The following is a 24,442-nucleotide window of genomic DNA, read 5'->3' on the forward strand; positions in this document are numbered from 1 at the left end:
ATGGCAAAGAAAAATAACACAATATTTGTCTGCGATAATTGCGGAGAAAGCACTATTAATTGGATGGGTAAATGCCCTTCCTGCGGTTCTTGGAATAGCTTAAAACCCTTTACAGAACCAACTGAAAATACAAATAAAGCTGTAAGAGAAAGAACTTCCGTTTCTTCAGATAAGGCTCAATTAACATCTATAAAAAAAATAAAAACTAATGAAAGTGCAAGAATATCAACAAATATAGATGAGCTTAACAGAGTTTTAGGAGGCGGAATTGTATCTGGAAGTGTCATACTTATAGGAGGCGAACCTGGCATTGGTAAATCTACTTTGCTTTTGCAGGTTGCTTCAAATATTGCTAAAAATGAAAAAGTGTATTATTTCACAGGCGAAGAATCTATTGAGCAGATAAAATTAAGAGCTGATAGGCTTGCTTTGGAAGATTCAGACTTTTTAATATCATCAGAGTCCAACTGCGATAATATAATAAATACATTATTAGATAATCCTCCTACACTAGCTATAATAGACTCTATACAAACAGTATACAGCCCTTCAACAAATAGTATAGCAGGCTCTCCAGCACAAATAAAAAACTGTGCATGGGCTTTAATGCAGACTGCCAAATTAAAAAATATAACTATATTTTTAGTAGGACATATCACAAAAGAAGGAACTATAGCAGGACCAAAAATTTTAGAGCATATAGTAGACTGTGTTCTTTATTTTGAGGGCGATGATAAAGGAATATACAGAATATTAAGAGCTGTAAAAAACCGTTACGGAGCGGTAGATGAAGTCGGAATATTTGAAATGGCTGAAAAAGGATTAATGGAAGTAAAAGACCCTTCAAGAGTATTTACTAGAGGATTAAATGAAGCAGTATTTGCTGGAAGTGTAATAACACCAGTAATAGAGGGGAGCAGAGTATTTTGCGTTGAAGAAGAGGCATTAGTAGGAAGCAGTGCATTCGGATATCCTAGAAGGCTTACTATAGGTTATGATCAGTACAGACTTCTTATAATAATAGCAATACTGGAAAAACGTGCACATCTAAACCTTTCAAATCAAGATGTATATATTAATATAGCAAACGGACTTAATGTAAAAGAAACAGCAAGCGATTTATCTATAGCGATGGCAATAGCCTCCAGTATGTCTGGAATATCTATTCAAAGAACAACTGCATATATTGGTGAATTGGGACTTTCTGGAGAAATAAGACCTGTAAGATTTATAGAAAGAAGAATAAAAGAAATGAAAAAATTCTCTCTAAAAGAAGTATATATTTCTAAGCGTGCATTAAAAGAAGTAAAAAATATAGAGGGAATAAAAATTATAGGATTAGAACATATTTCAGAGGCTGTAAAAAGATTAGGTATATCATAAACTCACATATTTTTTATTAAAGAAATTAAAAAATTACCGTTAATAATTGTATTAAGGTGCAATAATAAAAATATAATTGAAAAATATCATATTATAATATATAATATTACTATATAAAATATTATATTTATACATCAAGGAGAAGCTTTGAAAAAAGTAGAAGATTTTTACAATAAATTCAAATTTTGCCTCCCTACAAATAAAGAAATTGCCAATAAAGAAATAGATATACTCCAAAATATTATTAATATGTCAAATAAAGAAGCACAGAATTATTTAAGACAATATATAGCAAAATTAACTTATTACCGTAAAAACTTTTTAGATGCCGAAACTGCATCAGCTATATCCAAAATGCTGGTAGAAATAGCTTTTATACTAAGACTTCAATATATAGATTATTCGCAGAAAAAAGAAAACAATACCTTAAGCAATGACGAAGAAGATATTGTAAACCTATCAAAAATGATAAAACTTTTAATCTCTGAAATATCTATGATAATATATAAAAAAGAGTATGAAACTAATAATATGTTTGCAAATATGGAGGCATTTAAATCTGACTCCACAATAGGACATATTAATAGAGTATTTTTGACAGCAATAGAATCAATACTATTTTTTAATGAAAAAATGAGTCAGGGAATAACTAATAAAATAAGAGTGGATTTTAAAAAAACTTACTACAAATATTCTGAGAAAATATATAAAATGTACAATATAGATACTGAAAACAGTTTGGAAGCAAATGTTAAACTTGGAATAAGGAAAGTAGAAGCTAATACATTAATAGATACATCTATAGGAGTATTAATGCATGATATTGCTCTTGAAAATGATCATGACTATATACCTATACATGAAGAAAAAAAAGATAATCATTCTATAAAAGACTACAATTTTACAAAATATTTTATGCGTGGAAGTGAAGGGGTATCTTTAACAGTTTCTTTGCATCATGAATATTACGGACATGGATACGGACTTTTCAGCGAATTATATAAAGCAGCTTTAAAAAGAAATCCGAATCATTATATAGAATATATAGTTTCTTATGATTATAAAGATATATTAACACTTCAAAGTCTAACATATCTGCCTGCTAAAATTTTGGAAGTTATAGATGTATATGACACTTTAACACATAAATTTAATAAATCAAGCAAAGAAGCTGTAAACTATATGACTGAAAATTTTATAGAAAAAGATATAATGCTTGATCCAATTATAATGGATATGTTTATACAATATCTAAAAGAAATAAAAAAAATCAAATTATAAAAAATAATTTTTTATCACTTCTTTTAATCCGTCTTTATCAAGTTTATACATTTTCAAAAGCTCAGCCCTCGTTGCTGATTCAAAAAATTTATTAGGCAAAGCATGAAGTTTTACGTCTTTATATATTTCATTATCTGATAATAATTCTAATATAGCACTTCCAATTCCTCCAGTCTCCAAAGCCTCTTCAATAATCAAAACCTTATTAGCTTTTTTTATATTATTTAAAATAGTTTTTTCATCTAAAGGTTTTAGAGTAGAAAGATTAATAATTGTAAAATCTGTATTAAGTTCATCAGATGCTTCTATTATATCAATAAGAGTTTGACCATAGCTTATTATAACATTATTGTTTTTTTTATCTTCTCTAAGAATATATGCTTTACCTATTTCTATATCATCTAATACTTCATCATTCTTTAATTCTCTTACAGATGATTTATTATATCTTATAACAACAGGCCCCTTATATTCTACAGCTTTTTTTATCATGCTTCTAAAATCTTTTTCAACTACAGGAGCCATAATAGTAATATTTGGTATAATTCTTAAAAAAGATACATCAAACACACCCTGATGAGTATCTCCGTCCTCTGGTACAAGCCCTGCCCTATCTATCATAAGTTTAACATTGGCATTCATAATACCAACATCATGTATAACCTGATCATATGCCCTTTGAAGAAATGTAGAATATAAACAAACAAAAGGTATTATTCCGCTTTCAGAAAGCCCTACAGCAAATGTAACAGCATGCTGCTCTGCTATTCCAACATCAAAAAATCTATCAGGGAACATTTTGGCATATTCTGTTAATCCTGTTCCAGATTCCATTGCCGCAGTTATTGCTGCAATATTTTTATTTTCCTTTGCCGCATTTACAATACATTCTCCAGCAAGAGAAGAAAAAGTTTTTGATTCTTGTTTTGTTTTTAATTCTCCAGTTTCTATATCAAAAGGAGCTATTCCATGGAATTTTGAAGGATTTTCTTCAGCTATTTTATATCCTTTTCCTTTAACCGTATTAACCTGAACAAGTCTTGGACCTCTTATAGATTTTACCTTCTGAAAAGTATTTATAAGATCATCATAATTATGCCCGTCAACAGGACCAAAATATTTAAATCCCATCTCTCTAAAAGCTATACCAGGGGCAACAAAAGTTCTAATAGCACCTTTACCTCTGTCTATAAACTCATTAGCAATATCTCCAAAAGGCAAACTTGAAACTAATCCCCTAACCTTTTCTGAAGCCTCCTGAACTAATGAATCATTTAAAGTTGTATTTAAAAACTTTGATATAGCACCGATATTTTTTCCTATAGACATTTCATTATTATTTAATACTATAATAATATCTGTATCAGTATTTGCAATATTATTCATAGCTTCAAGAGCCATACCTCCAGTCATAGCTCCATCGCCTATGATAGCTATAACATCACCTTTAAGACCTAACATATTTCTAGAACAAGCAAGCCCGTAAGCAAATGATAATGAAGTAGAGGCATGTCCAGTTTCTTCTATATCATGTTCAGATTCGCATTTTTTAGGAAATCCAGAAAGTCCGCCGTATTTTCTTAATGTATGAAATCGGTCTTTTCTTCCTGTGAGAATTTTATGAGTATATGCCTGATGACCAACATCAAATATAAAAGCATCTCTCGGAGAAGAAAATAAATAATGAAGTACAATAGTTAAATCTACTACTCCTAAATTGCTGCCTAAATGTCCCCCAGTATTTGAAACATTATTTATCAAAAACTCTCTTATCTCAGATGACAAAATTTTCAATTCTTCTACTGTTAATTTCTTTAAATCAACTGGACTATTTATTTCTTCTAAATACATTATCATGCCTTATAATTAAAATATAAGCAAATTATAACCATAAAATATTTTATTTCAATAATTAAAAACTGAAATTAAGAAAATTAGACTTGTTTAAAAACTTATTAGCATACAATTCTTGTATATCTATTTATTATAAACTATATAATATTTATTAACACATAAAAAACATCTTATATATCATTCAAAACCTTATTTAATCTGTAAAAATACGATTCTTTCTTAATAAAGAGTACTGTGATATACTGAAAATTTTTAATTTTAACGAATTTTCTAAGACTATGGAAAGCGGTACGAGTTTTACAATCTTCTCTCAAAATACAAATTGATAAATTAAAAAATCTAGTATGTGTTAATCGCATACTAGATTTAAAACAAAAACAATTCTTAAAAATCTCGAAAATAATTGCAACTAAAAAGTTATGCTTGACTTTTTTAGATAAAGAACAGAGTTTATTTCATCAGTCAGCATTCCTGCTGAAAAATATCAAAACTATATGCAGTATAAATTTATTTAAATCATTTAGGCAGTTCTTTGCCTTAATAATTTTTATCACTGCAGAAGGATGAATATTTTTTAAAAAATACTATCACGGAGGCGGTTTAATGTTAGTACGAAAATTGACTTATAAAAATATATTAGGCGGAGCGAAATAATGGCAGAGTTAGAAAAGTTTTCGGCACTTTACGGAAAAATAGATTATCCTGCAGATCTATTAACAATACCTTTTGAAGTGCTTGAATATAGAACTAGACTAGGATTAACAACAAGCGAGTTTGAGTTTATATGCTGGATATTTCATTTAGTAAATAAAGATTTTAATGAAATTAGAGATAAAGATATCAGCAGAAGATGTACAAGACAAAGAAAAAGCCTGCAGGCAAAAGGCTATTTAAAAATAAAAATAGCAAGAACATATAAAGACAAACGATGTATAAAAGTAGGATTGGTATATGACTTTACTAATTTGAAAAATAAAATTGAAGAGCTGAAAGAAGAAGATAAAAAACTTCAGAATCTCGAAGCTCCTGTTACTGTAATATATGATGAGCCTAGTTTGTTTAATGAAGATATAGACGAAAATCCAATATATCCTGCAAAACTTTTAACAGATGATAAAGAGATAAAAGAGCTTCAGCTTCAAAATGAGTTTTTAGAGAAGTTCAATAAACTTCATAAGGAATTAGTTAATTTTGGAATTGATTACATAAAATCAGCACCCTATAAAAAACATTTATTAGATGCATTTTCTAATAGAAAAAATAACAATATTGATGAAGTATTGAACTCAGTTAAAAAAAGTTTTTTCAGGCTACCTATTGAAGAACGAAAAAGTTTAAGACTTCAGGATTTAACAAAGTATGCTCTATTAGAAACAGAAAAACAAAATAATACAAACGAAGAAAATAAAACTCAAAGCGAGGAAACAAAAAAATATACAATACCAAGCGGAATTGATAAGCTGAATTATTTATTAAAAATTATAGAAGAAGGAGGAAACTTCGATGAAGCCTATTCACAAATTGCAAATTGCGGATAGCCGCTACTGTTTGCAAAGCTATAAAAAATATTTGGAAGAATTGAAATCAAAAGCAAGGGACGGAAAAGACCCAAATTGTACTAAATGCGATGAGGACGGATTTATAAAAGTTCCAGATGATTTAAGTTTTTCAGGAAGGAAATACAGTCTGCCTACTATGTGCGACTGTGTAAGCGATGAAAAAACTAAAATATCAGAAAAGATAGAAAGAATTGAGAGCATTATCAAAACATATAATTTATTATTTGGTACATTAGACAATGAAATGACTTTGGATCTTTTTGCAGAAAGATTTAATCAAACTGAGCTGATTAATTCTATAAAAAAATATTTGAATGTAGGAAGTACAATGTCCTTATATTTCAGAGGTAAAAGCGGAACAGGTAAAACTACAATGCTTAAAATGTTATGGCAGATATACGCTATTAATAATATAAAAGTAATGTATATGAAAGCAAGCCATTTTGAAGATTTGCATAAAAACTTATTTAATCAAAATGCTAAGGATAAAGATATGAAAGCTGCCATTGATAAAAAAATAGATAATGCCAAAAATGCAGATATTATTATGATAGATGATATTGACAGCGTAGGCTTTCATTATGCTATAGACGGATACTATAAAATATTTGATAATATAAGAAGCGGGGAAAAAACAGTTATTCTCACATCAAATAAAAGCTATGATGATTTATTAAATAGTTTGAATAAAAAAACTGATGCTGAATATATGAAAGGCAGACTTACAAGCAGACTATTAAACTTGAAAATTATAGAAATAGAAATGCAGAAATCTAAAGAGCTTATAACAGCATAGTATTAAATAAAAGTGAGGCGGATATAGTAATAAATATAAGTGAGCCGCAGCCCTCGACATAATTTATTATGTCGGAGGCGAACATAGTAGCAATAAAGCGAAAAAAAGCCCGTTGGCTTATTTATAAGCTAGCGGATTATAGGCTTTTTTGAGCATAGCAACAATATGTTTATAAGTTGTCAACAATGTTGATAACTTGTAAATAAGATGTTCAAAAATCAGGAGATAAAAAAGGAGTAGTGAGCCGAGCTGCCTACTCGACAGGAGCGGAAATAAAGGAGGTGAGTACGAGCCAGCTAGTAACTTTAGTTGCTAGCTATTGGCAGGCGAGTACGAACATAGCAGCAATGAGAAGTGATGAAAAAGCATATAAAAGATATCAAAGCAAGAAATGGCGTGCTTTTAGAGAAAGTTTTTTAAAAGAAAATCCGCTTTGTAAAAACTTTGACGAGTGCCATAACTTTGCTGAACATGTGGACCATATAAAAAGAATAGAAAGTGAAGATGATCCTCTGTTCTATGATAAAAATAATCTGCAGGCTTTATGCAAAAGGTGTCATAGCAGAAAAACAGCAAAAGAAGATGGAGCTTTTGGAAATAAAAAGAAAGATTATTAATAGGATATGATTATGAAAATAGATAGTCAAAAACAATATATACATATAGAACGAGATAATAAAGAAGAACGTATTATTATTGATGCTAAAAATATTAACAGCGAAGATACTATTTATTTGTTGACTGAGTTTATATACTTTGTAACCAATAAAGAAAATGTACCTGCTGATGGTTTTGTTGATATGATAAAAAATGCAGTAAGATTAAAAACAGAATTAGAAAAAAAGGAATGAATAATGAGAGAAGTAAACTTTATAGAAAATAACGGGGTTTTTGGCATAACTTTTACATCTGATGATAAAGCAGAAGCTAACACTATTATGAATGCTATACAGAGATTTATATTAAAAAATAGCAACAATGGTAAAAAAGAAAATATTGATAATATTTGTTGCTCTGCTTATAAAAAAGATTATTCAAGATATCCTATAGATGGTCCTAGTAAAGATGTATATTTAAATTTATTTAGTGATGACAAATTAATTGAGTTGTATAATAGTGAGGAGTTAGAGCAAGGGTATAAAGATTATATAAAAAACGAATTAAATAAAAGAGGTATTTTTGATTTAAGTATGATTAAATCAAAAAATAAAATTGCCAAAAATAACAATACTAAAAAAGAAAAAAAATCAAACACTATAATAGAAAATATCAAAGAGCATGAACTTAATAATAAAATAGAAAATATAAAAAATGGGAGAGATATGATGCAGCTTTCTAATGAGGAATTAGAAGAAATAGCTTTATTGGAAAGTGAATTAGCTTCTATATGCGGATATTCAGAAACTGCAAAACATATTTTACAAGGCAGGAAGTTTAATAAAAGCAGAGAGCTTGAAAATAAAATAACACAGGGCAGAAGACTATCAGAACTAACTCTTGAAGAATTGGGAAAATTAAAAGAAATAACAATGATAGAGAGTTATAAAGAAGATATACAAAAAGAAATTAATAAAAGAAAAAATAAATCTTTTGAAGAAACATTAAAAGAAAACAATGAGATAATATCTTTCTCAGAAGATGAAGAACAGTCTAATTATAAAATAGATGAAGATGAAGATCCATTAAGTGCAGATACTGATAATATAAATAATTGGGATTTTGATGAGGACGGCGACAAAGCAGATGCAGACGGCAATAAAATGCTTTTTGATGATTGAGGTTTATAAATGAAAGACACTATTATAATATTTGATGATATAAAAGAAAATCAAACCATGATAAAAATCAAAGGCAGCTATGAAGATATTTTAACAGGATATGCAACACTTATATATCAAACTGCTATAAAAACTAAGAAAAAACCTGAAGATGTTGTTTTGGATATATTATATAAAGTGAAAGATAATAAAGAAACCTTGTATAAATATATAAAAAAGAATAAGGGAAATAAAAAATGATTTGTGATATATGTAAAAAAAATATAAATGATGATGAGATATTGGAAGGACAAATAAATATTAAATATAAGGATAAAGATGGTATAGAAAAAGAGAAAGAAAAAGAAGGTAAACTTTGTATATCATGCTTAGAAGGTTTATCAAAGTATATGGGTATTCCAATAACAATTGTTTGTGAATATGAGGAGTAATTTATGCTGAAAGGTATTTTTATTAAAAAAATATTTAATAAATATAAACTGTATATCAAGTATTTATTTTGATGAAAATAAAAAGAGTATAAGGATATTTACTTTAGAAAGCGGATTGCCTACAACAATAGAATGTGATTCAGAAGATGAATATAATAAATATTATAATGTTCTAAGCTCATTATTTGATATAGTAGAGATATAAAAAATGATTAAAGCGATTATTAATTATAATGATGTAAATGATGAGTTCAGAAGAATGAATGACATTTTAGGAGTGTTAAAGCATCAATATAAAAATATTGATATAAGCTATAACAAAATAATATCAAAGGGACGACGAGACGGAAAGAAAAATGAATTATTTGTAACTATTAATAATGAGAAATTAGACTGCAATCATAGTTTAGGTTTTTATATGCAGGCAGTAGAAAAATATATTAAATAAGGTTTGAAAATGCTTAATAAAAAAATAATAATTTTAAGAGAAAAAGTAAAAAGTATATTAAAAAATATGCTTCCGTTTAATGAATTAGACTTTAATATTCATTTTGATAAAGATTACAAACAATTAAAATATATAGATTTATATATGCATCATGAATATATAAGGATAAAAAAAGGAACTAAAGTTGAAAATATATCTGATATGAACAATAAAATAAGAAAATGTTTAAAAGATATATATAAAGAGTTTGAAGAAGAAATACAGAACTTATTTGATAGGAATTATTATGACTTTAAAGAATAAAGCTAATAAATATAAAGCTATTTATAAAAGAATAAAAAGGCGTATTAGATATGATTGGCATAAAAAGATAAGTTATAAAAAGGAAGAAGATATTATAGCAAGATTAAAAATATTAATAAAAGTTGGTAAAAAATATCAATGCTTATTATTTAAGAGAGTTTCAAAACTTCCCAGAAAATTAGCATATAAAAATTATTATAGTGAGACAGAGATATATAAATGATGTATGACTTTTTCTTTATAGCTTGGCATATATTAGGATTTATATTTTTAATTATCAGCATAGTAAATAAAAATCCTATTGGCAAAGCATTTTATTTACTTTGTTTCTTTTTATCGGACATAATTGGTATGCTTTTTTTGATAGCGGATAAATTAAATTAGGAGTTATTAAAGAGGTTTTTATATGAATAAAGAATATGATATGCAAAATATTAATTATATAACAGCTGGAGAACTTAAAGAATTATTAAAAGAAGTTCCTGATAATTATGAACTGCTTGTAAAGCTTAATGATGATTATCCCTGTCATATAATAGATATAGGATACAGAAAAAGCGTATATCTTGAAAGTTTTAATATGAAAGGCGGCGATTTAATTTTTGTATCAAGAAGCGTAGTAAATAATAAGGATTCTAAAAAATGAAAAAAACTAAAAAAATAGCACATTCAGATTTATGCTTTCTTACCGCTCAGTATTTTTTAAAAAGTGCTGCTTTAATAGAATATAAATCTATGTTAGTAAATGAAAGCCCTGATATATTAATGTTTGACTGCTATTCAAATACAACCCTTTTTGAAATCAAAACAGATAAACAAGATTTCAAACAAGATTTATTAAAGCCTCATAGAATACCTTATAAGCTGGACAGTAAAAATCGTATAAAAACTTTTAAGCCCTCTTTAGGAGCAAATAGATATTATGTATGCATTGAAGGATTAATAAAAGAAGAAGATTTGCCTATGGGCTGGGGCTTAATATATTATTATGATAACGGCAGTTTTAAGATAATAAAAAAAAGTAGTGTATTTAAAATTGATAAAGGTATGGAGAACAGACTTTTAATTAATGCTTTAAGAAAAATTAAGTGCGGAAAAGACAGCAATATTTTAATTAGAGATTATAAAGAATATGAAAAAGATTAATTAGTATTGGAGATAAAACAATGAGTGATTTTAATAATGTAATATTAATAGGAAGGCTCACTTCTGATCCGCAGAGGAAATATACACAAAGCGGTATGGAAATTTCCGAGTTCTCTATAGCAAATAATTATTATGTAAGTACAAAAAATACTACAGAGGTAAATTATTTCGATATAGTGGCATTTGATAAACTTGCAGAAACAGCAAATAAATATCTTACAAAAGGAAAGCAGGTTCTTATAAGCGGAACATTAAGGCAAGAAAGATGGCAGGATAAAAATACAAATACTGCCAGATCTAAAGTGAGAATAATTATGCAGTCAATGCAGATGCTTGCTGATGCAAAAAAAAGATGCTGATAATAATGTATCACAAACTAATAATCAGGAAGATGAGGAGGAGGTCCGTTTTAATGAATATCACTAAATTAATTGATAATGATGAATTAAAGAAAGATATTGAAGAGTTTACCAATAAATTAAAAAAACGAGGCTGTATTCATGTTATAGGAATAGTGCCAAAAAATAAAAAAGGTATATTTATTCAAAGTTATAAAACTTCAAGAGATACAGCTATGATATTAAATGCTATATTATTAAATCTTGATGATAAAGTAGTAAGTGTAATAAAAGAACTTTATAATCATTTTAAGGGTAAAAATGACATTAGCAGAAAAAAAAGAATATGATTTCAATATGATTAAAGAATGGAAAAAGATAACCAATGAAGAAGAAAGTATTGAAATGAGAAACGAAATATTAATTAATTTAAAACTATTAGTATATAAAGTAGTTAATTGTTTGTGTTATATAAAATCTTTTGAAAAAGAAGAATTAATTAACATTGGTTTTATGGGACTTATAAAAGGTTTGAATTATATAAAACATAGTACAAAACCTATTACAGCAGAAACTTATACAAAGATTTTGTTTTATACTATAAAATATTTTATTTTTAGAGAATTAGACAGATTTTTACACGGCAGAAGAAAACATATTAATTATAGATTAGGAACTAAATTGCTTTTTGATAAAGTATATGATGATAAAAAAGAAAAATATTTAATTGATACAATATCAGACAATAAAAAGTATGAGCCTGAATATATATTTTTTCAATATAAATATTCTGATATAGTTTTATCTAATTGTTATAAATCAATAAATAATGATTTAGACAGAATTATATTTAATATGTATTACTATCAGCATTTAAGTATTTATTCAATAGCTAAAAAATTAAATATAAGTAAATCTAATGTACATAGACGAGTACAAAAATATGATAGTTATTTAAAAGATAATGAAGTATCTACTAATAGACTGTGTACATCTGGGGTAATTAGAGCATTCAATAATAGACAATTATCAAAAATGAAGTAGGCATTTTTAATCTTATAATTGTAAAGGAGGGAATTTTCAAAGTCGGATTTTGAGTAAACTAATTCCGAGTTTTAACAATTAACACTTATCTTCGTAACATCACTATGATACTGTAAAAATATCACCTACTAATATTTTTACAGTACTGATTGAAAATAATATAGTATAAAAGTTTAAAAATAAATAATAGCTATGTATATTTAAAAAGTTATAAAAGTTTATATTCTTTTCATATAAATAAAGACTAAAAAAATCGTAATAAGTCTTTAATTTATGAAAAGGTATAAATATGGCTTCTAAGAAAAATAAAGAATTAATATTACAAAGCAATAATATAATAAGCCAAGAGCAAGCGGAACTTCTAATTAAGCAAGCTAATTACTTGAATATACTTGATTATATGAAAGAAGAGCAGCTTATTAAACAGATAGATTATGAAACAGAGAAAGAAAACTTTTTTAAGCAATGTTCAAAAACAAAAAGCAATCACACAAAAAGACAGTATAAAAACGGACTTAATAAACTAGAGGAATACTGCAAAATGAATAACAAAAATATTTTATTTATTAAAGCTAGAGAAGCTGATGATTTTATAACAGAAGTTAATTCTAGTGAGCTTTCTAATTTAAGTGTACGTGCATTAGTTTCTTCCTGTTCCTCTTTCTTTTCTTTTTTAGAAAGAAGATATCCGTTTATGAAAAATCCTTTTAGAGGTACAAAAACTCGTCCGCCAGTAAAAAATAAGAAACGTTTAGAAGTGCCAACTAAAAAAGAAATTGAATTAATAATTAAAGATATATCAGATCCGCTTATAAAAGTGGCCATCATTTTTATAATGGAATGCGGTGTGCGTGTTGGTGCTTTACCTAAACTAGAAATAAGAAATAACAAATATTATTCATATTCAAAAGGCAAAGAAATAAGCTGGAAAGTTACTGAAAAAGTTATTAAATTATTAAAACAGAATAATCTTTCTTTTAATAATCCTTTCAAAAATAAAAGCTCTGAAGTAATAAGGAACATATTTTATAGAAGTTCAAAGCGTTTATATAATCAAGGTAAAATAAAAGCCGCCTACTCTATACATGATGTAAGGCATTATTTTGCTGTTACTTTATATAAACAAACTAAAGATATAGAACTTATTAGACAGGCATTAAATCATAGTAGTATAGCTATAACAGGAATATACTTAAAAAGTTTGGAGGTAGAATAATATTCTATAGTTGCGATAATTACTGTTATCAAAAATTATATATAATATAAATATAAAATTCTATTATACTACATTATTATCATTCTAAAAATATTATAAATAATTTACATATAATACTTATACTATATCAATTCAATTATTTATCAAATGGATTGTTAACTTCTATCATTTTCTTATTAGGAAATCTTATAGCTGTTGTTTCTGAATCTAATACATTTTTATATATATTAGCTAAATAGGCTTCCACACCTTCCATTTGATTACCATTTACTTGGGCAAAAGTAACTAGTAAATCTTCAAGATTAAAATTTGTATTATTTTTTTTATTATATTTCATTAATCCCTTGTAAAAATCCTCATTTTTATTAGAATGTTTTTCTAATCTTTCTCTTATGTTACCTGAACCTATTTTCAAAACAGGACCTTTGGGATACCATATTATGTACACCCCATTATAATTTAAGTCTTTTTTTTCAAGATTAACTAAATTACACCAATGATTATCATTATTACTTTCATTAGGTATACATTTTTTCCATTCTAATATCAATTTACTCATAATTTGATCCTTTTATTTATGATAATAATTATAATATTCTTTATAATTGCCAACATTTCAATTATTATTTATAAGGATATATTAAATTATACATTTTAATTGTCAACCTTATTCATATAGTTTTTTAATTGAATAAAGTAGACTTTTTCAAATAAATGCTATATACTATAATTATATCAAATAAAAAGGATATCTTTATGCCAAGAGGTGGAGCTAGAAATGGAGCTGGCAGAAAAATACAAGGCAGTGAAAAAGCTGACATAAGGGTTATGTTTAGGCTTACCAAAGAAATGTATAATCTTATTAATACTTATGCTCAGAAAGAAAATTTAAGTGTTGGGCAGTATGTACGTAAAGTCACTCTTGCAAAATTAATTAAAGAGTAGATTATGAAAAATAATGATGATAAAAAAAAATCAAGATATTGTAGTCCAGCAACATTAAAGAAATTATATGCACTCAGTTTAAATAGATGTTATAATCCAGATTGTAATACAAATATTTGTATAAATAAAAATGGAAAATATGAAAATATTGGTCAAATTGCTCATATAATTGCACATTCTGAAAAAGGTCCAAGAGCTAACCCTAATATTTCTGAAAAAGAATCATATGATTTTTATAATTTAATTCTTTTGTGTCCTAATTGTCACGCCAAAATAGATGGTTTAGCAGAAGAATATCCTATAGATTTATTACTCCAATGGAAGACAAAAAGAGAATCAGAAGCTATTTCTCAAAAAATTAATGAAAATAATGGAGTACTTGAAATTGCTATAGAACATATTGCTAATATGGATGTAGATAATTTAGATTATGATAATAATACAGAAATTTTTGATATAAATAATAAAATTTTATATAATAATTTAAAACATAATAAAATATATATAGATGAATACAAAGTATATTATGGAAAGATAGATGCTATATATAAAGAATTGGAAAATTTCAATTCTTTTAAAAAAACAAAATTATTAAGAAAAATTAGACAATTTTACATAGATGAAATAAAGGAAAATTATAATGGAACAAACGATATAAATATTATAAGAGAAAATAGCGATAATATATTTGATAATGTAAAAGAAAGAATAGAAAATTGTTTATCCAATGTAGAAGAAGATGATGTATATATTGCTTTACCTATTATTCTTGTAGATGCTTTTATTAGATGTAAAATATTAGAGGAGCCTAAATAATGATAGTGAGTAAAGATATAACTCCAAATAAAAATCTATATTATGTTGGGGCTCTAGTTATAGAAGTATTAAAGAAACAAAATACTGATAAATTGGATATCATAGAGGTATATAAAGAAGTAAATAAAAAAGAAAATATATCTATGTCTTTATTACTTTTTTCTTTTGATTGGTTATTTATGATAGATATTTTAAACATAGAAGATGAAGAGATAAAGATATGTTTATAAAAAAAATACTAATAGAAAAAAATGATGGTGAAATAATAAGAGAAATCCCATTTCATATGGGATTAAATTTAATACTTGATAATACACCAAAAGAAGATAAAACTTCATCTGGAAACGATGTTGGAAAAACTACTTTATTAAAATTAATAGATTTTTGTTTAGGCGGAGATGGAAAAAATATATATAAAGATAATGAATTTGGTGAAACTGATGATGGGACATATACAATCAAAGATTTTTTAATAAAAAACAAAGTATTAATTACATTAATATTGACAGATAACTTAAATGATAATAAATCCAATAATATTATAATAAAACGAAATTTTTTATCAAATAAAGAAAAAATATATACTATAAATAATAAACATGTTAGTTATAATTCTAAAAATGATGAATCTAATGCTGGGTTGTTATTAAATAAATTAATATTTAATTATGATCATAACAAACCAAGCTTTAGACAAATTATATCAAAAAATATAAGATATGAAAAAGTAAGACTTGAAAATATAGTAAAAGTATTACATCCTACTACAAAATCTATAGAATATGAAGCTTTATATTTATTTTGGTTTGGGATATATTCTAATTTATCACAAGAAAAAGCTCAATTAAAATCACAAAAAGATTTAGAAGAAAAATTGCAATCAAGATTAGAAAAAGATGGTTCATTGGCAGTTTTAGAACAAAAATTACATTTGAAGAATAAAGAAATTGAAGAAAAAGAAAAGTTAAAAGATAATTTAAATATTAATGAAAATTATAAAGAAGATTTAAATAAATTAGATAATATAAAAAGAAATATTAATCGTTTGAACACAGATATTTCTGCATTAAATATGAGAAAAAATCTAATTATTGAAAGCAAAAATGAACTAGAAAATAATAAAGTAAATATAGATATTGAATATATAAAGTATCTGTATGAGGAAGCTAAAAAATTTATTCCAAATATACATAAAAGTTTTGATGATACACTTAAGTTTCATAATTCTATGATAGTTAATAAAATCAGTTTTATTACAAAAGAACTTCCTGATTTAGAATCCAAAATAATTCATTTTAAATTAGAATTAAATGAACTTTTAGAAGAAGAAAAATATTATGCTAATATTGTGAAAAAAAGTTCTACTGTAGAGGAATTAAATAGCATTATGAATGAATTAAATATCCTTTACGAGGATAGAGGGGCATTGGAAGCAAAATTATCTATGTGGAAAGATTCTAATTCTAATATTAATGAAATAAATAAAAGATTAAAAGCTATAGAAGAAGAAAATGTTTCTTATAGTGATTTAATATCTAAAAAAATTACAGAGTTTAATGATATTTTTTCTGAAATATCATACAAATTATATGGAGAGAAATTGGTGCTTACTTTAGAGGAAAAGGAAGATAAAAGTAAAGTTAAGAATTATACTATTAATATTATACCTTATGAAAATAAACCCTCTGGTTCAGGAAGAAAAATAACACAAATAGAAGCATTTGATTTATCATATATACAATTTGCAGATAAAAATAATATAAAATGTTTACACTTTATATTACTTGATGAAATGGAAAAAGTTCATAATAATCAAATAAATAATTTAGTATTAGATGTATTAAATAATATTAACTGTCAATACATAATATCTGTTTTAAAAGATAAACTACCTCCTGAAATAGATGTAGATAAATATACAACTTTATCATTATCTCAAAATGATAAGCTATTTAAATTCTAAAAATATAAGTGTTGCGATAATTTATATTATCGCAACACTATATAACACTGTATTATTTTACATTAAGATATTGATTTTTTTATAAAACAGTATATTGTTTAAATAGTTTTATTTTAATAATATAATTAATAAATTAAAAAAGAAGTTATTTTATATGATTTATAGAAGGAAGATTATACTATCTTTATTAGAAGAATTTGGAAATAAATTAAATAAAACGGATTTTCAAAAATTTTTGTTTTTAATATCTCAAGAACAATTACAAAATACTAGGAAATCCTATTATCATTTTATACCATATAAATATGGATGTTTTTCAATACAATCTTATTCAGATATAGAGTTTTTAAAAAAGAATAATATAGTTAGAGACGATACATTCATTAGTAAAACAGATGATATTTTATATGCTAAACAACTAAAAAGAGAAGATATGGATATAATAAGAAAAATCTATAAGCTTCATGGAAATAAAGATACTAATGAATTATTATCATTTATATATAAAAATTATCCTTTTTATTCTTTAAATAGTGAAATAATAGATAGATATTTATCTCAAAAAGAGATATCTAATTTAAAAAATACTATTTTTAGTAAAAATAATTATATGTTATTTACAATTGGTTATGAAGGTATAACATTAGAAGAATATATAAATAAACTAATCAAAAATAATATAAAACTAGTTATTGATGTTAGAAAAAATGCTGTTAGTATGAAATATGGTTTTTCAAAATATACACTGAAAAAATGGTTAAATAATATTAATATAGAATATGAACATATACCAGAATTGGGAATAGAATCTGAAAAAAGAGAGGAATTAAAAAATCAAAAAGACTATGATGAGCTTTTTAATGATTACAAAAATACAACATTAATAAACAATTTTAAACATGTAGAATATATATTTAATAAATTTTTAAAACATAAGAGGATAGCATTGACATGTTTTGAAGCTTTACCAATCCAATGTCACAGAAGTATTGTAAGGGATGCTATAACTAATTTAGATAGTTGGAATATATTGGAGTATGGAGTAAAAGACCTTTGAGAAAAAAAGTATTTATTACAGTAAAAACTTATCCAACAATATCATATAGTTATGGAGAACTAGTTTGTACTGCTGGATTTACAGAAGATGGAAACTTTATAAGGGTATATCCTATACCATTTAGAAAATTAGAAAATGAATTAAAATATATAAAATATCAGTGGGTTGAAATGGATATAGAAAAAAATAAATCTGATTTCAGACCAGAGAGTTATCATTTATTAAATATTGAAACTATAACTATGTTGGATAAGGTTACAACAAATAATAATTGGAAAGAAAGAAAAGAAATTATATTTAAAAAAAATAGCAATCTATATAGGGATTTAAAACTTTTAATAGACTGTTCTAGGAAAAAAGGAAATGAATGTGTATCTTTAGCTATATTTAAACCTACGGAAATAATAGATTTTTTAATTGAGGAAGAAAAAGAAAAAGAATGGGATAAAAATAAAATAGATGCTATATATAGTCAATATAATTTATTTAGCCATGATAATTTTTTTACATTGGTAGATAAATTACCGTATAGATTTTATTATAAATTTAAAGACATTAATGGACTTGAAAGTAAACTTTATATTGAAGATTGGGAAATAGGGGCATTATTTTGGAATTGTTTAAAATCTCATAATGATGAAAAAATAGCTTGTGATTTAGTAAAAAATAAATATTTAGATATAGCAAAAAATAAGGATATATATTTATTCTTAGGTACTACTAAAGAATTTCATTATAAATCTAAAAATCCATTTATTATAATAGGAGTTTTCTATCCTAACAAAGAAGAACAATATTTTTTAGATTTATAATAAAGTATTACGATAACACAAATTATCGCAACAGTTTATTGACTGTAATCTAATAGAAACATATAATTTATTTGTATGAAATATTTATATATATTATTTATTATTTTATCAATGAATACTTTATATTTAGAGGCCAAATTATATAAAAGATCTGGAATCTATGTTGATAAAGAAAATAGAAAACTTATTATTTATAATGATGGTTCTGGAATATTTGAAGAAAATGGTATTAAATCTAAAACATTCAAAATAGGAAATAAAATGAGCCTGCAAAATGAATATAGATTTATATTTAACTTCAAAAACAAACCATATTCTAATACACATTTAATATTTATTGATGATGATAATATTGTACTTATAATCAATAATTATATAAAATACTATTTTGAAAAAGAATAATATTTATGTATGAAATTAAAGTAGATACAAGTAAATTAAAATTTGGATTTGCAAATATTAAAAAAGCCGCTGAAATATCAATAAAAAACACTTTGAATACTGTTGCTTTTTTAAGTAGGAAAAATGCTTTACAAAATATAAACAATGATTTTAATTTGAGAAATAATTTCACAAAGAGAAATATACAAGTAGAAAAAGCAGAAAATACAAGTATATCTAATATGTTTTCATCTGTAGGTGCCAGAGATAAAATATCATATATGGCTTTGCATGAAGAATGCGGAATAAAGAAAAGTAAAACAGGAAATAATATTTTAATGGCTCAAACAGCAGCTAGAAATGGAAGTAATTCTAACTTAGTTTCAAAAGAACTTTATTATAATAAAATAAAAAGAAATATAATTAAATACAATAAAGGAAAAGGAAGTAAAAAATCTCGTCTTATAGCAGCTGCTTATGAAGCATATAAGAAAAATAAATTTTTAAGATATAAAGATAATATTTATAAAATAACAGGTTTCACTAAAGCAGGAGATAAAACTTATTTCACAAAAGAACATATATATAATTTATCTCAAAAAGAAGCTAGAATAGAAAAAAGAGAATGGTTAAAACCTGCTATAGAGAAACCTATTAAAGATTTTCAAAATATATTCAATTCTAATATAAATAAATTATTAAAATCTAAACATATAATATAATTATGCTTCCTTATCAGTCATTTTTATATAACTAGAAACATCTATAACTTTTGCTGTTCCATTTAACACTTCTATTTTTTCCTGCTTTTTTCTATCTTCTATAAGAGCATCTATATTTTTTTGAATACCTGTAACCTCAGAAGAATAAGAATATTTATTTGTGTTTACTAAAGTTATATTTTTATGATTATACTCTATCTTTCCATCAGTATTATTTTTAAGATATATAATGGCTGCTTTTTTCTTTTCATCTAATACAGCTTTTGATTTTTCATTATCCCTATGAGCTTTAATATAATCATCTAATTCTTTAATAGAAGTTTTTTTGTTAGGCATTAATATCTCCTTTTTGGTTTGGACTTTTTATTATATTTATCATTTCTATAATTTTATCTATAGAATAAATATTTCCTTGAACAGTTCTTGTAAGTTCTTCCAAATTATTAATTTTTTCATTACATTTATTATGAAACCAATACTCTAAAGCAATTCTAGCAGCTATATAATCTCTTTTAGCATTATAAGGACTTTGTATTAAATCAATGCCTAATTTCTTACCATATAAAGCATAATTTTCTTTTCCTTTTAATCTAATTAAACCTCTTTCTCTGTAATTATATTTGTTATTATCATTTACAGTTCCATACTTTTTGATGTATGCTGCTATAGATTTATCTCCTTTTTTAGATAATTTTTCAGCCTGCTTAATATTCATACATTCAAAAGAGTTTATAAGTTTATTTGTGCTACTGAAAGATTCCTCTGTGAAATAAAAATTTTCTGATTTTAATGCTATTTGTGTAATGAATGAAATTAACTGATTGTAATTATAAAACTGATATTCAGAAAAAACTATTTCAAGAGGTTTAGCAAAAGCGGTATTGCATTGTAATTTGTTAAGTATATTGCTTATATTCATATATGTAGTGTAATAGTTATAAAAACATTTTCAAGATAGGTATACATTTTTAAGGTACTGTAAGCCATACCAGCGTACGCAATTATGCTCCAGCCCGTGCGGCTTTTGAATAGTAAATGCATTTTTTTTATACTTGAAAAGTTTTCAATTAATATATCATACAGGAAGTTTATGAAAGTAAGTTCAAAAGAGTTTGGACGATTAGCAAATGTAAGCATAGAAGCTCTAAGACAGGCAGTAAAAAATAAAAAATTAATTAGAGATAATCAGTACAGATATGACCTAACAAATGAAGTTAATATATCTTATCTTCTTAATAAAGGCTTAACATTAGAAGATATAAATAATTTCGCCAAATCAATATCTGGACATAACCTAGAAAATATTGAAAAAATTACAGATAAAAGCAGTCAAAGTCTGAAAAATAAAGGAAATAATAATGAAGAAAAAGAAACTGAAATCTTAGATGAAAAGAAATTTACAGATATAACAGGACTTCCTGCATATTTAATGAACCTTACTATAAAAGAACTTGTTATAGAATATGATGAACCAGTAAAATTAAAGTTTTGGGCTGATGTACTATACAAATTATTACAGGCACAGGAAAGAGAGCAAAAAATAAAAGAAAGAGATTTAGAACTTATAGAAAAAGACTTTGTTATGACATATATATTTAAGTATATAGAACTTCTTAATTTAAGATTATTAGATTATCCGGATAGTGCAGTAGATAATTTAACAGCATTAATAAAAACTAATGAAAATAATGTAAGAATGAAAATTATAGAAGAAATGACAAAAGACTTTTCTATGATTCTAACAGAAACTAAAGAATCAATAAAAAGAGAAATAAATAAACTGCTCAATAAACATTTGGAAAATAATAATGAATAAAGAACATGAATTATCCTTTATAATAAAAATGTTCGACCGATTGACAGACAAAAAAGAATATGAACTTCCTAGTCATTATATAGAAAGAGTTAGAGCATTAGATAAAGAAATATCTCCTATACCAGGATTTTATAAGTTTTCAAGAACTCCTTTCTGGAAAGAAATACTTGATAATATGTCGCCAAAATCTCCATATCAAAAAATAGTTGTAATGAAAGGCGTACAAATAGGAGCAACAACTGGGATTTTAGAAAATATTATAGCTTATAATATAGGCTGTGATCCTAAGCCTCAATTATATATTTCAGCTGATAAAGAACTTGTAAAAATGAATATGGAAATAAAAGTAGAAAGAATGATAGACAGCTGTAAATTAAGAGATAGGATTTTTTCACAAACTGGAGTGAATACAAAAAAGACTGGCGATACAAGTTTGCAAAAAGATTATATTGGAGGATTTTTAATAGCAATAGGAGCACAAAATCCGGGAAAATTAAGAAGTATGAGTTTTCCAGTAATTTTATTTGATGAACTGGACGGTATGCCTGATAAAATAGGAAAAGAAGGCGATCCAGTAAGTTTAGCGGATAATAGAACTAATGCCTATGCTTCAAAAAGAAAAATATTATATATCTCTACTCCATTAGTAGAACAAACAAGTAAAATATATAAATTATATAAAGAAGGCGATCAAAGAAAGTTTTTTGTTCCTTGCATAAAATGCAAAAAGAAACAGGAATTAATATTTCATGGCATAACAGAAACAGGACATACCTACGGAATAGTATTCAATTATAGCAACGGAGAAATAGATTATAGTTCTGTAGGATATAAATGCAAATATTGCGGACATATAATGAAAAATCATGATAAAGCTATAATACTTCAGGAAGGTGAATGGATTTCAACCTCAAAATCTAAAGATCCTAAATTAATAAGCTATCATATTTCTGCTTTATATTCAGCTGTAGGAATGTTTTCTTGGGAAGATATAGTTCAAAAATGGAATCAATGCTGGGATATAAAAAATAATAGATTAAAAGATAAAGAGAAATATAGAGAGTTTAGAAACCTTATGCAAGGACTTCCATTTGAAGAAAGAGGCGAAGCTATAAGAGCAGATAAAGTAAAACAAAACAGAAGTTATCATTATTTAAAAAATCAAATAAATAATAAAAAGTTTATAGAAGAAACAGGAAGCGGTATTTTATTATTAACTTCAGCTGTAGATGTACAAAAAAACGGATTATGGGTAGATATACGAGGCTGGTGTGAAAGAGGAATAAGCTATTTGATAGATGCATTTTTCATAGAAGGAGAAACAGAAAATTATAATTCTATAGTTTGGAAACAGCTTGATGATATAGTAATGAATAAGAATTGGATTTCAGATGATGAAAAAATATACAGAATAAATAGTACATTTATAGACAGCGGAAAATATACGGATTATGTATATGAGTTTTGCAAACATTATAGTTACGGAGTCTATGCCATAAAAGGAAATGATTATATACAAGGCGGATTAACTTATAAGGCTTTCAATAGAGATACTATATTAAAAGCAGGGCTTTCTCTAGCACTTCATATAAATACTACAAAGCAAAAAGACTTTATAGCAAGAACTCTTAATTTACCAAGAGAAACTAATAAGCTATTACCCGATTGGTATATTAATTTTCCTAATGATTTTGCAGATGATTATTTTGATCATTATTCAGCAGAAAATAGAATTGATGAATATGATAAAATAACAAATAAATATATACGCACACGATGGAAATTAACAGCAGGACGGGAAAACCATTTATTCGATACACATTGCTATAATTTAGCTAATTTGGAATTTTTTGCATTTAATATTTGTAAATATGAATTAAATATAGAGTATCTAAATTGGAAAGATTTTTGGGAATATTCTAAGCAAGGTTATTTTTATGATAAAATTAATTAGAAAAGTTACCTATATTGCATTTTTATTCCAAGCATTTAATATAACTTTATAATAATGACCTACTTTAGGAACTTTAATAATAATGAGTAATAAACTTGATGATGATAATAATATAAATTCTTTATCCAGTGAAGAATATTATAAAAATGAATATAACAATTTAAGAATACTGCTTTTTGAATATGATAAAGCTATATTATCTGTACAAAACCATAAAAGCTATACTCTTAATACAGGACAAACAACACAAACAGTTACAAGACATAATTTATCAGAATTAATAGAAGCTAAAAAAGATATACTTAATCAAATGAGAGAATTAGAAATGCATTTAGGTATAGGTAAGCCTTCTGTAATACATGTAAATCCTTCTTGGTAATGATTTTATTTAAGGTAAAA

Annotated in this window: 32 protein-coding genes and 1 pseudogene; 29 read left to right on the plus strand and 4 right to left on the minus strand. The window is 25.4% G+C overall.

Features of this window, described 5'->3' with window-relative positions:
• Positions 1-1,383 (plus strand): DNA repair protein RadA, encoded by a 1,383-nt coding sequence (radA, locus tag Q1X91_RS00175; protein WP_300752167.1) that lies wholly within the window; start codon positions 1-3, stop codon positions 1,381-1,383.
• 147 nt (positions 1,384-1,530) lie between these two features.
• Complete coding sequence (locus tag Q1X91_RS00180; protein WP_300752168.1) at positions 1,531-2,664, plus strand: hypothetical protein; 1,134 nt, start codon at positions 1,531-1,533, stop codon at positions 2,662-2,664.
• Here Q1X91_RS00180 and dxs read toward each other — a convergent pair.
• On the minus strand, positions 2,659-4,515 hold the full coding sequence (gene dxs / locus Q1X91_RS00185; protein ID WP_300752169.1) for a 1-deoxy-D-xylulose-5-phosphate synthase: 1,857 nt from the start codon (positions 4,513-4,515) through the stop codon (positions 2,659-2,661). The genes Q1X91_RS00180 and dxs overlap by 6 nt on opposite strands.
• A gap of 656 nt (positions 4,516-5,171) precedes the next feature.
• Here dxs and Q1X91_RS00190 point away from each other — a divergent pair.
• The 16 genes and pseudogenes from Q1X91_RS00190 to Q1X91_RS00270 all read left to right on the plus strand — a co-directional run bounded on the left by Q1X91_RS00190 (position 5,172) and on the right by Q1X91_RS00270 (position 13,577).
• The gene (locus tag Q1X91_RS00190) at positions 5,172-6,056 is read left to right on the plus strand and encodes a hypothetical protein (protein WP_300752171.1); all 885 of its coding nucleotides are present in this window, start codon (positions 5,172-5,174) and stop codon (positions 6,054-6,056) included.
• Positions 6,022-6,873, plus strand: a complete 852-nt coding sequence (locus Q1X91_RS00195) for an AAA family ATPase (RefSeq protein WP_300752173.1) — start codon at positions 6,022-6,024, stop codon at positions 6,871-6,873. Before Q1X91_RS00190 ends, Q1X91_RS00195 begins: the two co-directional genes overlap by 35 nt.
• 347 nt (positions 6,874-7,220) lie before the next feature.
• Entirely contained in the window at positions 7,221-7,490 is a 270-nt protein-coding gene (locus tag Q1X91_RS00200; RefSeq protein ID WP_020003298.1) for an HNH endonuclease signature motif containing protein, read from the plus strand.
• Positions 7,491-7,502: 12 nt separating this feature from the next.
• Complete coding sequence (locus Q1X91_RS00205; protein WP_300752184.1) at positions 7,503-7,724, plus strand: hypothetical protein; 222 nt, start codon at positions 7,503-7,505, stop codon at positions 7,722-7,724.
• Between the two features lie 3 nt (positions 7,725-7,727).
• Entirely contained in the window at positions 7,728-8,651 is a 924-nt protein-coding gene (locus tag Q1X91_RS00210) for a hypothetical protein (protein ID WP_300752187.1), read from the plus strand.
• Between the two features lie 9 nt (positions 8,652-8,660).
• The gene (locus Q1X91_RS00215) at positions 8,661-8,891 is read left to right on the plus strand and encodes a hypothetical protein (protein ID WP_300752189.1); all 231 of its coding nucleotides are present in this window, start codon (positions 8,661-8,663) and stop codon (positions 8,889-8,891) included.
• Positions 8,888-9,082: a hypothetical protein gene (locus tag Q1X91_RS00220; RefSeq protein ID WP_013113836.1), complete on the plus strand. Its 195-nt coding sequence runs from the start codon at positions 8,888-8,890 to the stop codon at positions 9,080-9,082. The genes Q1X91_RS00215 and Q1X91_RS00220 overlap by 4 nt, the downstream gene beginning before the upstream one ends.
• Before the next feature lie 208 nt (positions 9,083-9,290).
• On the plus strand, positions 9,291-9,530 hold the full coding sequence (locus Q1X91_RS00225) for a hypothetical protein (RefSeq protein ID WP_300752195.1): 240 nt from the start codon (positions 9,291-9,293) through the stop codon (positions 9,528-9,530).
• A 9-nt stretch (positions 9,531-9,539) separates the two neighbouring features.
• The gene (locus Q1X91_RS00230; RefSeq protein WP_300752197.1) at positions 9,540-9,833 is read left to right on the plus strand and encodes a hypothetical protein; all 294 of its coding nucleotides are present in this window, start codon (positions 9,540-9,542) and stop codon (positions 9,831-9,833) included.
• Positions 9,817-10,056, plus strand: a complete 240-nt coding sequence (locus Q1X91_RS00235; RefSeq protein ID WP_300752199.1) for a hypothetical protein — start codon at positions 9,817-9,819, stop codon at positions 10,054-10,056. Before Q1X91_RS00230 ends, Q1X91_RS00235 begins: the two co-directional genes overlap by 17 nt.
• Positions 10,057-10,239: 183 nt before the next feature.
• Positions 10,240-10,479: a hypothetical protein gene (locus Q1X91_RS00245; protein ID WP_300752203.1), complete on the plus strand. Its 240-nt coding sequence runs from the start codon at positions 10,240-10,242 to the stop codon at positions 10,477-10,479.
• Positions 10,476-10,979 (plus strand): adenylosuccinate synthase, encoded by a 504-nt coding sequence (locus Q1X91_RS00250; RefSeq protein ID WP_300752205.1) that lies wholly within the window; start codon positions 10,476-10,478, stop codon positions 10,977-10,979. The genes Q1X91_RS00245 and Q1X91_RS00250 overlap by 4 nt, the downstream gene beginning before the upstream one ends.
• 20 nt (positions 10,980-10,999) lie before the next feature.
• Positions 11,000-11,405 (plus strand): annotated as a pseudogene (locus Q1X91_RS00255) (single-stranded DNA-binding protein).
• Entirely contained in the window at positions 11,392-11,667 is a 276-nt protein-coding gene (locus Q1X91_RS00260) for a hypothetical protein (protein ID WP_300752207.1), read from the plus strand. The pseudogene Q1X91_RS00255 and the gene Q1X91_RS00260 overlap by 14 nt, the downstream one beginning before the upstream one ends.
• The gene (locus tag Q1X91_RS00265) at positions 11,639-12,361 is read left to right on the plus strand and encodes a sigma factor-like helix-turn-helix DNA-binding protein (RefSeq protein WP_300752209.1); all 723 of its coding nucleotides are present in this window, start codon (positions 11,639-11,641) and stop codon (positions 12,359-12,361) included. The genes Q1X91_RS00260 and Q1X91_RS00265 overlap by 29 nt, the downstream gene beginning before the upstream one ends.
• Positions 12,362-12,650: 289 nt before the next feature.
• Positions 12,651-13,577, plus strand: a complete 927-nt coding sequence (locus Q1X91_RS00270; protein ID WP_300752211.1) for a site-specific integrase — start codon at positions 12,651-12,653, stop codon at positions 13,575-13,577.
• A 136-nt stretch (positions 13,578-13,713) separates the two neighbouring features.
• Here Q1X91_RS00270 and Q1X91_RS00275 read toward each other — a convergent pair whose 3' ends face one another.
• On the minus strand, positions 13,714-14,136 hold the full coding sequence (locus Q1X91_RS00275; RefSeq protein WP_300752213.1) for a hypothetical protein: 423 nt from the start codon (positions 14,134-14,136) through the stop codon (positions 13,714-13,716).
• 197 nt (positions 14,137-14,333) lie between these two features.
• Between Q1X91_RS00275 and Q1X91_RS00280 the strand changes: the two genes are divergently transcribed.
• The 8 genes from Q1X91_RS00280 (at position 14,334) to Q1X91_RS00315 (ending at position 20,273) form a co-directional block, all read left to right on the plus strand.
• The gene (locus Q1X91_RS00280; protein WP_300752215.1) at positions 14,334-14,522 is read left to right on the plus strand and encodes a hypothetical protein; all 189 of its coding nucleotides are present in this window, start codon (positions 14,334-14,336) and stop codon (positions 14,520-14,522) included.
• Positions 14,523-14,525: 3 nt separating this feature from the next.
• Positions 14,526-15,338 carry an ABC-three component system protein gene (locus Q1X91_RS00285; protein WP_300752217.1) on the plus strand — a complete coding sequence of 271 codons (813 nt, stop codon included), beginning with the start codon at positions 14,526-14,528 and terminating at the stop codon, positions 15,336-15,338.
• The gene (locus Q1X91_RS00290) at positions 15,338-15,568 is read left to right on the plus strand and encodes an ABC-three component system middle component 6 (RefSeq protein ID WP_297207721.1); all 231 of its coding nucleotides are present in this window, start codon (positions 15,338-15,340) and stop codon (positions 15,566-15,568) included. The genes Q1X91_RS00285 and Q1X91_RS00290 overlap by 1 nt, the downstream gene beginning before the upstream one ends.
• Positions 15,559-17,301 (plus strand): DUF2326 domain-containing protein, encoded by a 1,743-nt coding sequence (locus tag Q1X91_RS00295; protein WP_300752219.1) that lies wholly within the window; start codon positions 15,559-15,561, stop codon positions 17,299-17,301. Before Q1X91_RS00290 ends, Q1X91_RS00295 begins: the two co-directional genes overlap by 10 nt.
• Positions 17,302-17,455: 154 nt before the next feature.
• On the plus strand, positions 17,456-18,358 hold the full coding sequence (locus Q1X91_RS00300) for a DUF488 domain-containing protein (RefSeq protein ID WP_020003523.1): 903 nt from the start codon (positions 17,456-17,458) through the stop codon (positions 18,356-18,358).
• Positions 18,355-19,170: a hypothetical protein gene (locus Q1X91_RS00305; RefSeq protein ID WP_020003524.1), complete on the plus strand. Its 816-nt coding sequence runs from the start codon at positions 18,355-18,357 to the stop codon at positions 19,168-19,170. The genes Q1X91_RS00300 and Q1X91_RS00305 overlap by 4 nt, the downstream gene beginning before the upstream one ends.
• A 111-nt stretch (positions 19,171-19,281) precedes the next feature.
• Positions 19,282-19,572, plus strand: a complete 291-nt coding sequence (locus tag Q1X91_RS00310; protein ID WP_300752222.1) for a hypothetical protein — start codon at positions 19,282-19,284, stop codon at positions 19,570-19,572.
• A gap of 5 nt (positions 19,573-19,577) precedes the next feature.
• Positions 19,578-20,273 carry a hypothetical protein gene (locus Q1X91_RS00315; protein ID WP_300752224.1) on the plus strand — a complete coding sequence of 232 codons (696 nt, stop codon included), beginning with the start codon at positions 19,578-19,580 and terminating at the stop codon, positions 20,271-20,273.
• On the opposite strand, the gene Q1X91_RS00320 is transcribed toward Q1X91_RS00315, so the two are convergent.
• A complete protein-coding gene (locus tag Q1X91_RS00320) occupies positions 20,274-20,609 on the minus strand; it encodes a hypothetical protein (RefSeq protein ID WP_300752227.1) in 336 nt (111 codons plus the stop codon).
• Positions 20,602-21,192, minus strand: coding sequence for a hypothetical protein (locus tag Q1X91_RS00325; protein WP_300752229.1), 591 nt, complete (start codon positions 21,190-21,192; stop codon positions 20,602-20,604). Before Q1X91_RS00325 ends, Q1X91_RS00320 begins: the two co-directional genes overlap by 8 nt.
• 171 nt (positions 21,193-21,363) lie before the next feature.
• On the opposite strand from Q1X91_RS00325, the gene Q1X91_RS00330 reads away from it, so the two are divergent.
• The 3 genes from Q1X91_RS00330 to Q1X91_RS00340 all read left to right on the plus strand — a co-directional run bounded on the left by Q1X91_RS00330 (position 21,364) and on the right by Q1X91_RS00340 (position 24,422).
• Complete coding sequence (locus Q1X91_RS00330; protein ID WP_300752232.1) at positions 21,364-22,089, plus strand: hypothetical protein; 726 nt, start codon at positions 21,364-21,366, stop codon at positions 22,087-22,089.
• Positions 22,082-24,043 carry a terminase gpA endonuclease subunit gene (locus Q1X91_RS00335; RefSeq protein ID WP_300752234.1) on the plus strand — a complete coding sequence of 654 codons (1,962 nt, stop codon included), beginning with the start codon at positions 22,082-22,084 and terminating at the stop codon, positions 24,041-24,043. The genes Q1X91_RS00330 and Q1X91_RS00335 overlap by 8 nt, the downstream gene beginning before the upstream one ends.
• 82 nt (positions 24,044-24,125) lie before the next feature.
• Positions 24,126-24,422 carry a hypothetical protein gene (locus tag Q1X91_RS00340; RefSeq protein WP_300752235.1) on the plus strand — a complete coding sequence of 99 codons (297 nt, stop codon included), beginning with the start codon at positions 24,126-24,128 and terminating at the stop codon, positions 24,420-24,422.
• Positions 24,423-24,442 lie beyond the last annotated feature (20 nt).

It is taken from the genome of uncultured Brachyspira sp., from assembly GCF_949287625.1.
Taxonomy (GTDB): domain Bacteria; phylum Spirochaetota; class Brachyspiria; order Brachyspirales; family Brachyspiraceae; genus Brachyspira.

Excerpts from the sequence above, each read along its gene's own strand:
- Q1X91_RS00320 (WP_300752227.1), bottom strand. The coding sequence starts at position 20,609 with ATGCCTAACAAAAAAACTTCTATTAAAGAATTAGATGATTATATTAAA.
- Q1X91_RS00280 (WP_300752215.1), top strand. The coding sequence starts at position 14,334 with ATGCCAAGAGGTGGAGCTAGAAATGGAGCTGGCAGAAAAATACAAGGC.
- Q1X91_RS00195 (WP_300752173.1), top strand. The coding sequence starts at position 6,022 with ATGAAGCCTATTCACAAATTGCAAATTGCGGATAGCCGCTACTGTTTG.
- Q1X91_RS00215 (WP_300752189.1), top strand. The coding sequence starts at position 8,661 with ATGAAAGACACTATTATAATATTTGATGATATAAAAGAAAATCAAACC.
- Q1X91_RS00290 (WP_297207721.1), top strand. The coding sequence starts at position 15,338 with ATGATAGTGAGTAAAGATATAACTCCAAATAAAAATCTATATTATGTT.
- Q1X91_RS00190 (WP_300752171.1), top strand. The coding sequence starts at position 5,172 with ATGGCAGAGTTAGAAAAGTTTTCGGCACTTTACGGAAAAATAGATTAT.
- Q1X91_RS00250 (WP_300752205.1), top strand. The coding sequence starts at position 10,476 with ATGAAAAAAACTAAAAAAATAGCACATTCAGATTTATGCTTTCTTACC.
- Q1X91_RS00245 (WP_300752203.1), top strand. The coding sequence starts at position 10,240 with ATGAATAAAGAATATGATATGCAAAATATTAATTATATAACAGCTGGA.
- Q1X91_RS00300 (WP_020003523.1), top strand. The coding sequence starts at position 17,456 with ATGATTTATAGAAGGAAGATTATACTATCTTTATTAGAAGAATTTGGA.
- Q1X91_RS00265 (WP_300752209.1), top strand. The coding sequence starts at position 11,639 with ATGACATTAGCAGAAAAAAAAGAATATGATTTCAATATGATTAAAGAA.
- Q1X91_RS00340 (WP_300752235.1), top strand. The coding sequence starts at position 24,126 with ATGAGTAATAAACTTGATGATGATAATAATATAAATTCTTTATCCAGT.
- Q1X91_RS00330 (WP_300752232.1), top strand. The coding sequence starts at position 21,364 with ATGAAAGTAAGTTCAAAAGAGTTTGGACGATTAGCAAATGTAAGCATA.
- Q1X91_RS00335 (WP_300752234.1), top strand. The coding sequence starts at position 22,082 with ATGAATAAAGAACATGAATTATCCTTTATAATAAAAATGTTCGACCGA.
- Q1X91_RS00220 (WP_013113836.1), top strand. The coding sequence starts at position 8,888 with ATGATTTGTGATATATGTAAAAAAAATATAAATGATGATGAGATATTG.
- Q1X91_RS00200 (WP_020003298.1), top strand. The coding sequence starts at position 7,221 with ATGAGAAGTGATGAAAAAGCATATAAAAGATATCAAAGCAAGAAATGG.
- Q1X91_RS00210 (WP_300752187.1), top strand. The coding sequence starts at position 7,728 with ATGAGAGAAGTAAACTTTATAGAAAATAACGGGGTTTTTGGCATAACT.
- Q1X91_RS00325 (WP_300752229.1), bottom strand. The coding sequence starts at position 21,192 with ATGAATATAAGCAATATACTTAACAAATTACAATGCAATACCGCTTTT.
- Q1X91_RS00270 (WP_300752211.1), top strand. The coding sequence starts at position 12,651 with ATGGCTTCTAAGAAAAATAAAGAATTAATATTACAAAGCAATAATATA.
- Q1X91_RS00275 (WP_300752213.1), bottom strand. The coding sequence starts at position 14,136 with ATGAGTAAATTGATATTAGAATGGAAAAAATGTATACCTAATGAAAGT.
- Q1X91_RS00230 (WP_300752197.1), top strand. The coding sequence starts at position 9,540 with ATGCTTAATAAAAAAATAATAATTTTAAGAGAAAAAGTAAAAAGTATA.
- Q1X91_RS00235 (WP_300752199.1), top strand. The coding sequence starts at position 9,817 with ATGACTTTAAAGAATAAAGCTAATAAATATAAAGCTATTTATAAAAGA.
- radA (WP_300752167.1), top strand. The coding sequence starts at position 1 with ATGGCAAAGAAAAATAACACAATATTTGTCTGCGATAATTGCGGAGAA.
- dxs (WP_300752169.1), bottom strand. The coding sequence starts at position 4,515 with ATGTATTTAGAAGAAATAAATAGTCCAGTTGATTTAAAGAAATTAACA.
- Q1X91_RS00285 (WP_300752217.1), top strand. The coding sequence starts at position 14,526 with ATGAAAAATAATGATGATAAAAAAAAATCAAGATATTGTAGTCCAGCA.
- Q1X91_RS00205 (WP_300752184.1), top strand. The coding sequence starts at position 7,503 with ATGAAAATAGATAGTCAAAAACAATATATACATATAGAACGAGATAAT.
- Q1X91_RS00295 (WP_300752219.1), top strand. The coding sequence starts at position 15,559 with ATGTTTATAAAAAAAATACTAATAGAAAAAAATGATGGTGAAATAATA.
- Q1X91_RS00225 (WP_300752195.1), top strand. The coding sequence starts at position 9,291 with ATGATTAAAGCGATTATTAATTATAATGATGTAAATGATGAGTTCAGA.
- Q1X91_RS00260 (WP_300752207.1), top strand. The coding sequence starts at position 11,392 with ATGAATATCACTAAATTAATTGATAATGATGAATTAAAGAAAGATATT.
- Q1X91_RS00315 (WP_300752224.1), top strand. The coding sequence starts at position 19,578 with ATGTATGAAATTAAAGTAGATACAAGTAAATTAAAATTTGGATTTGCA.
- Q1X91_RS00310 (WP_300752222.1), top strand. The coding sequence starts at position 19,282 with ATGAATACTTTATATTTAGAGGCCAAATTATATAAAAGATCTGGAATC.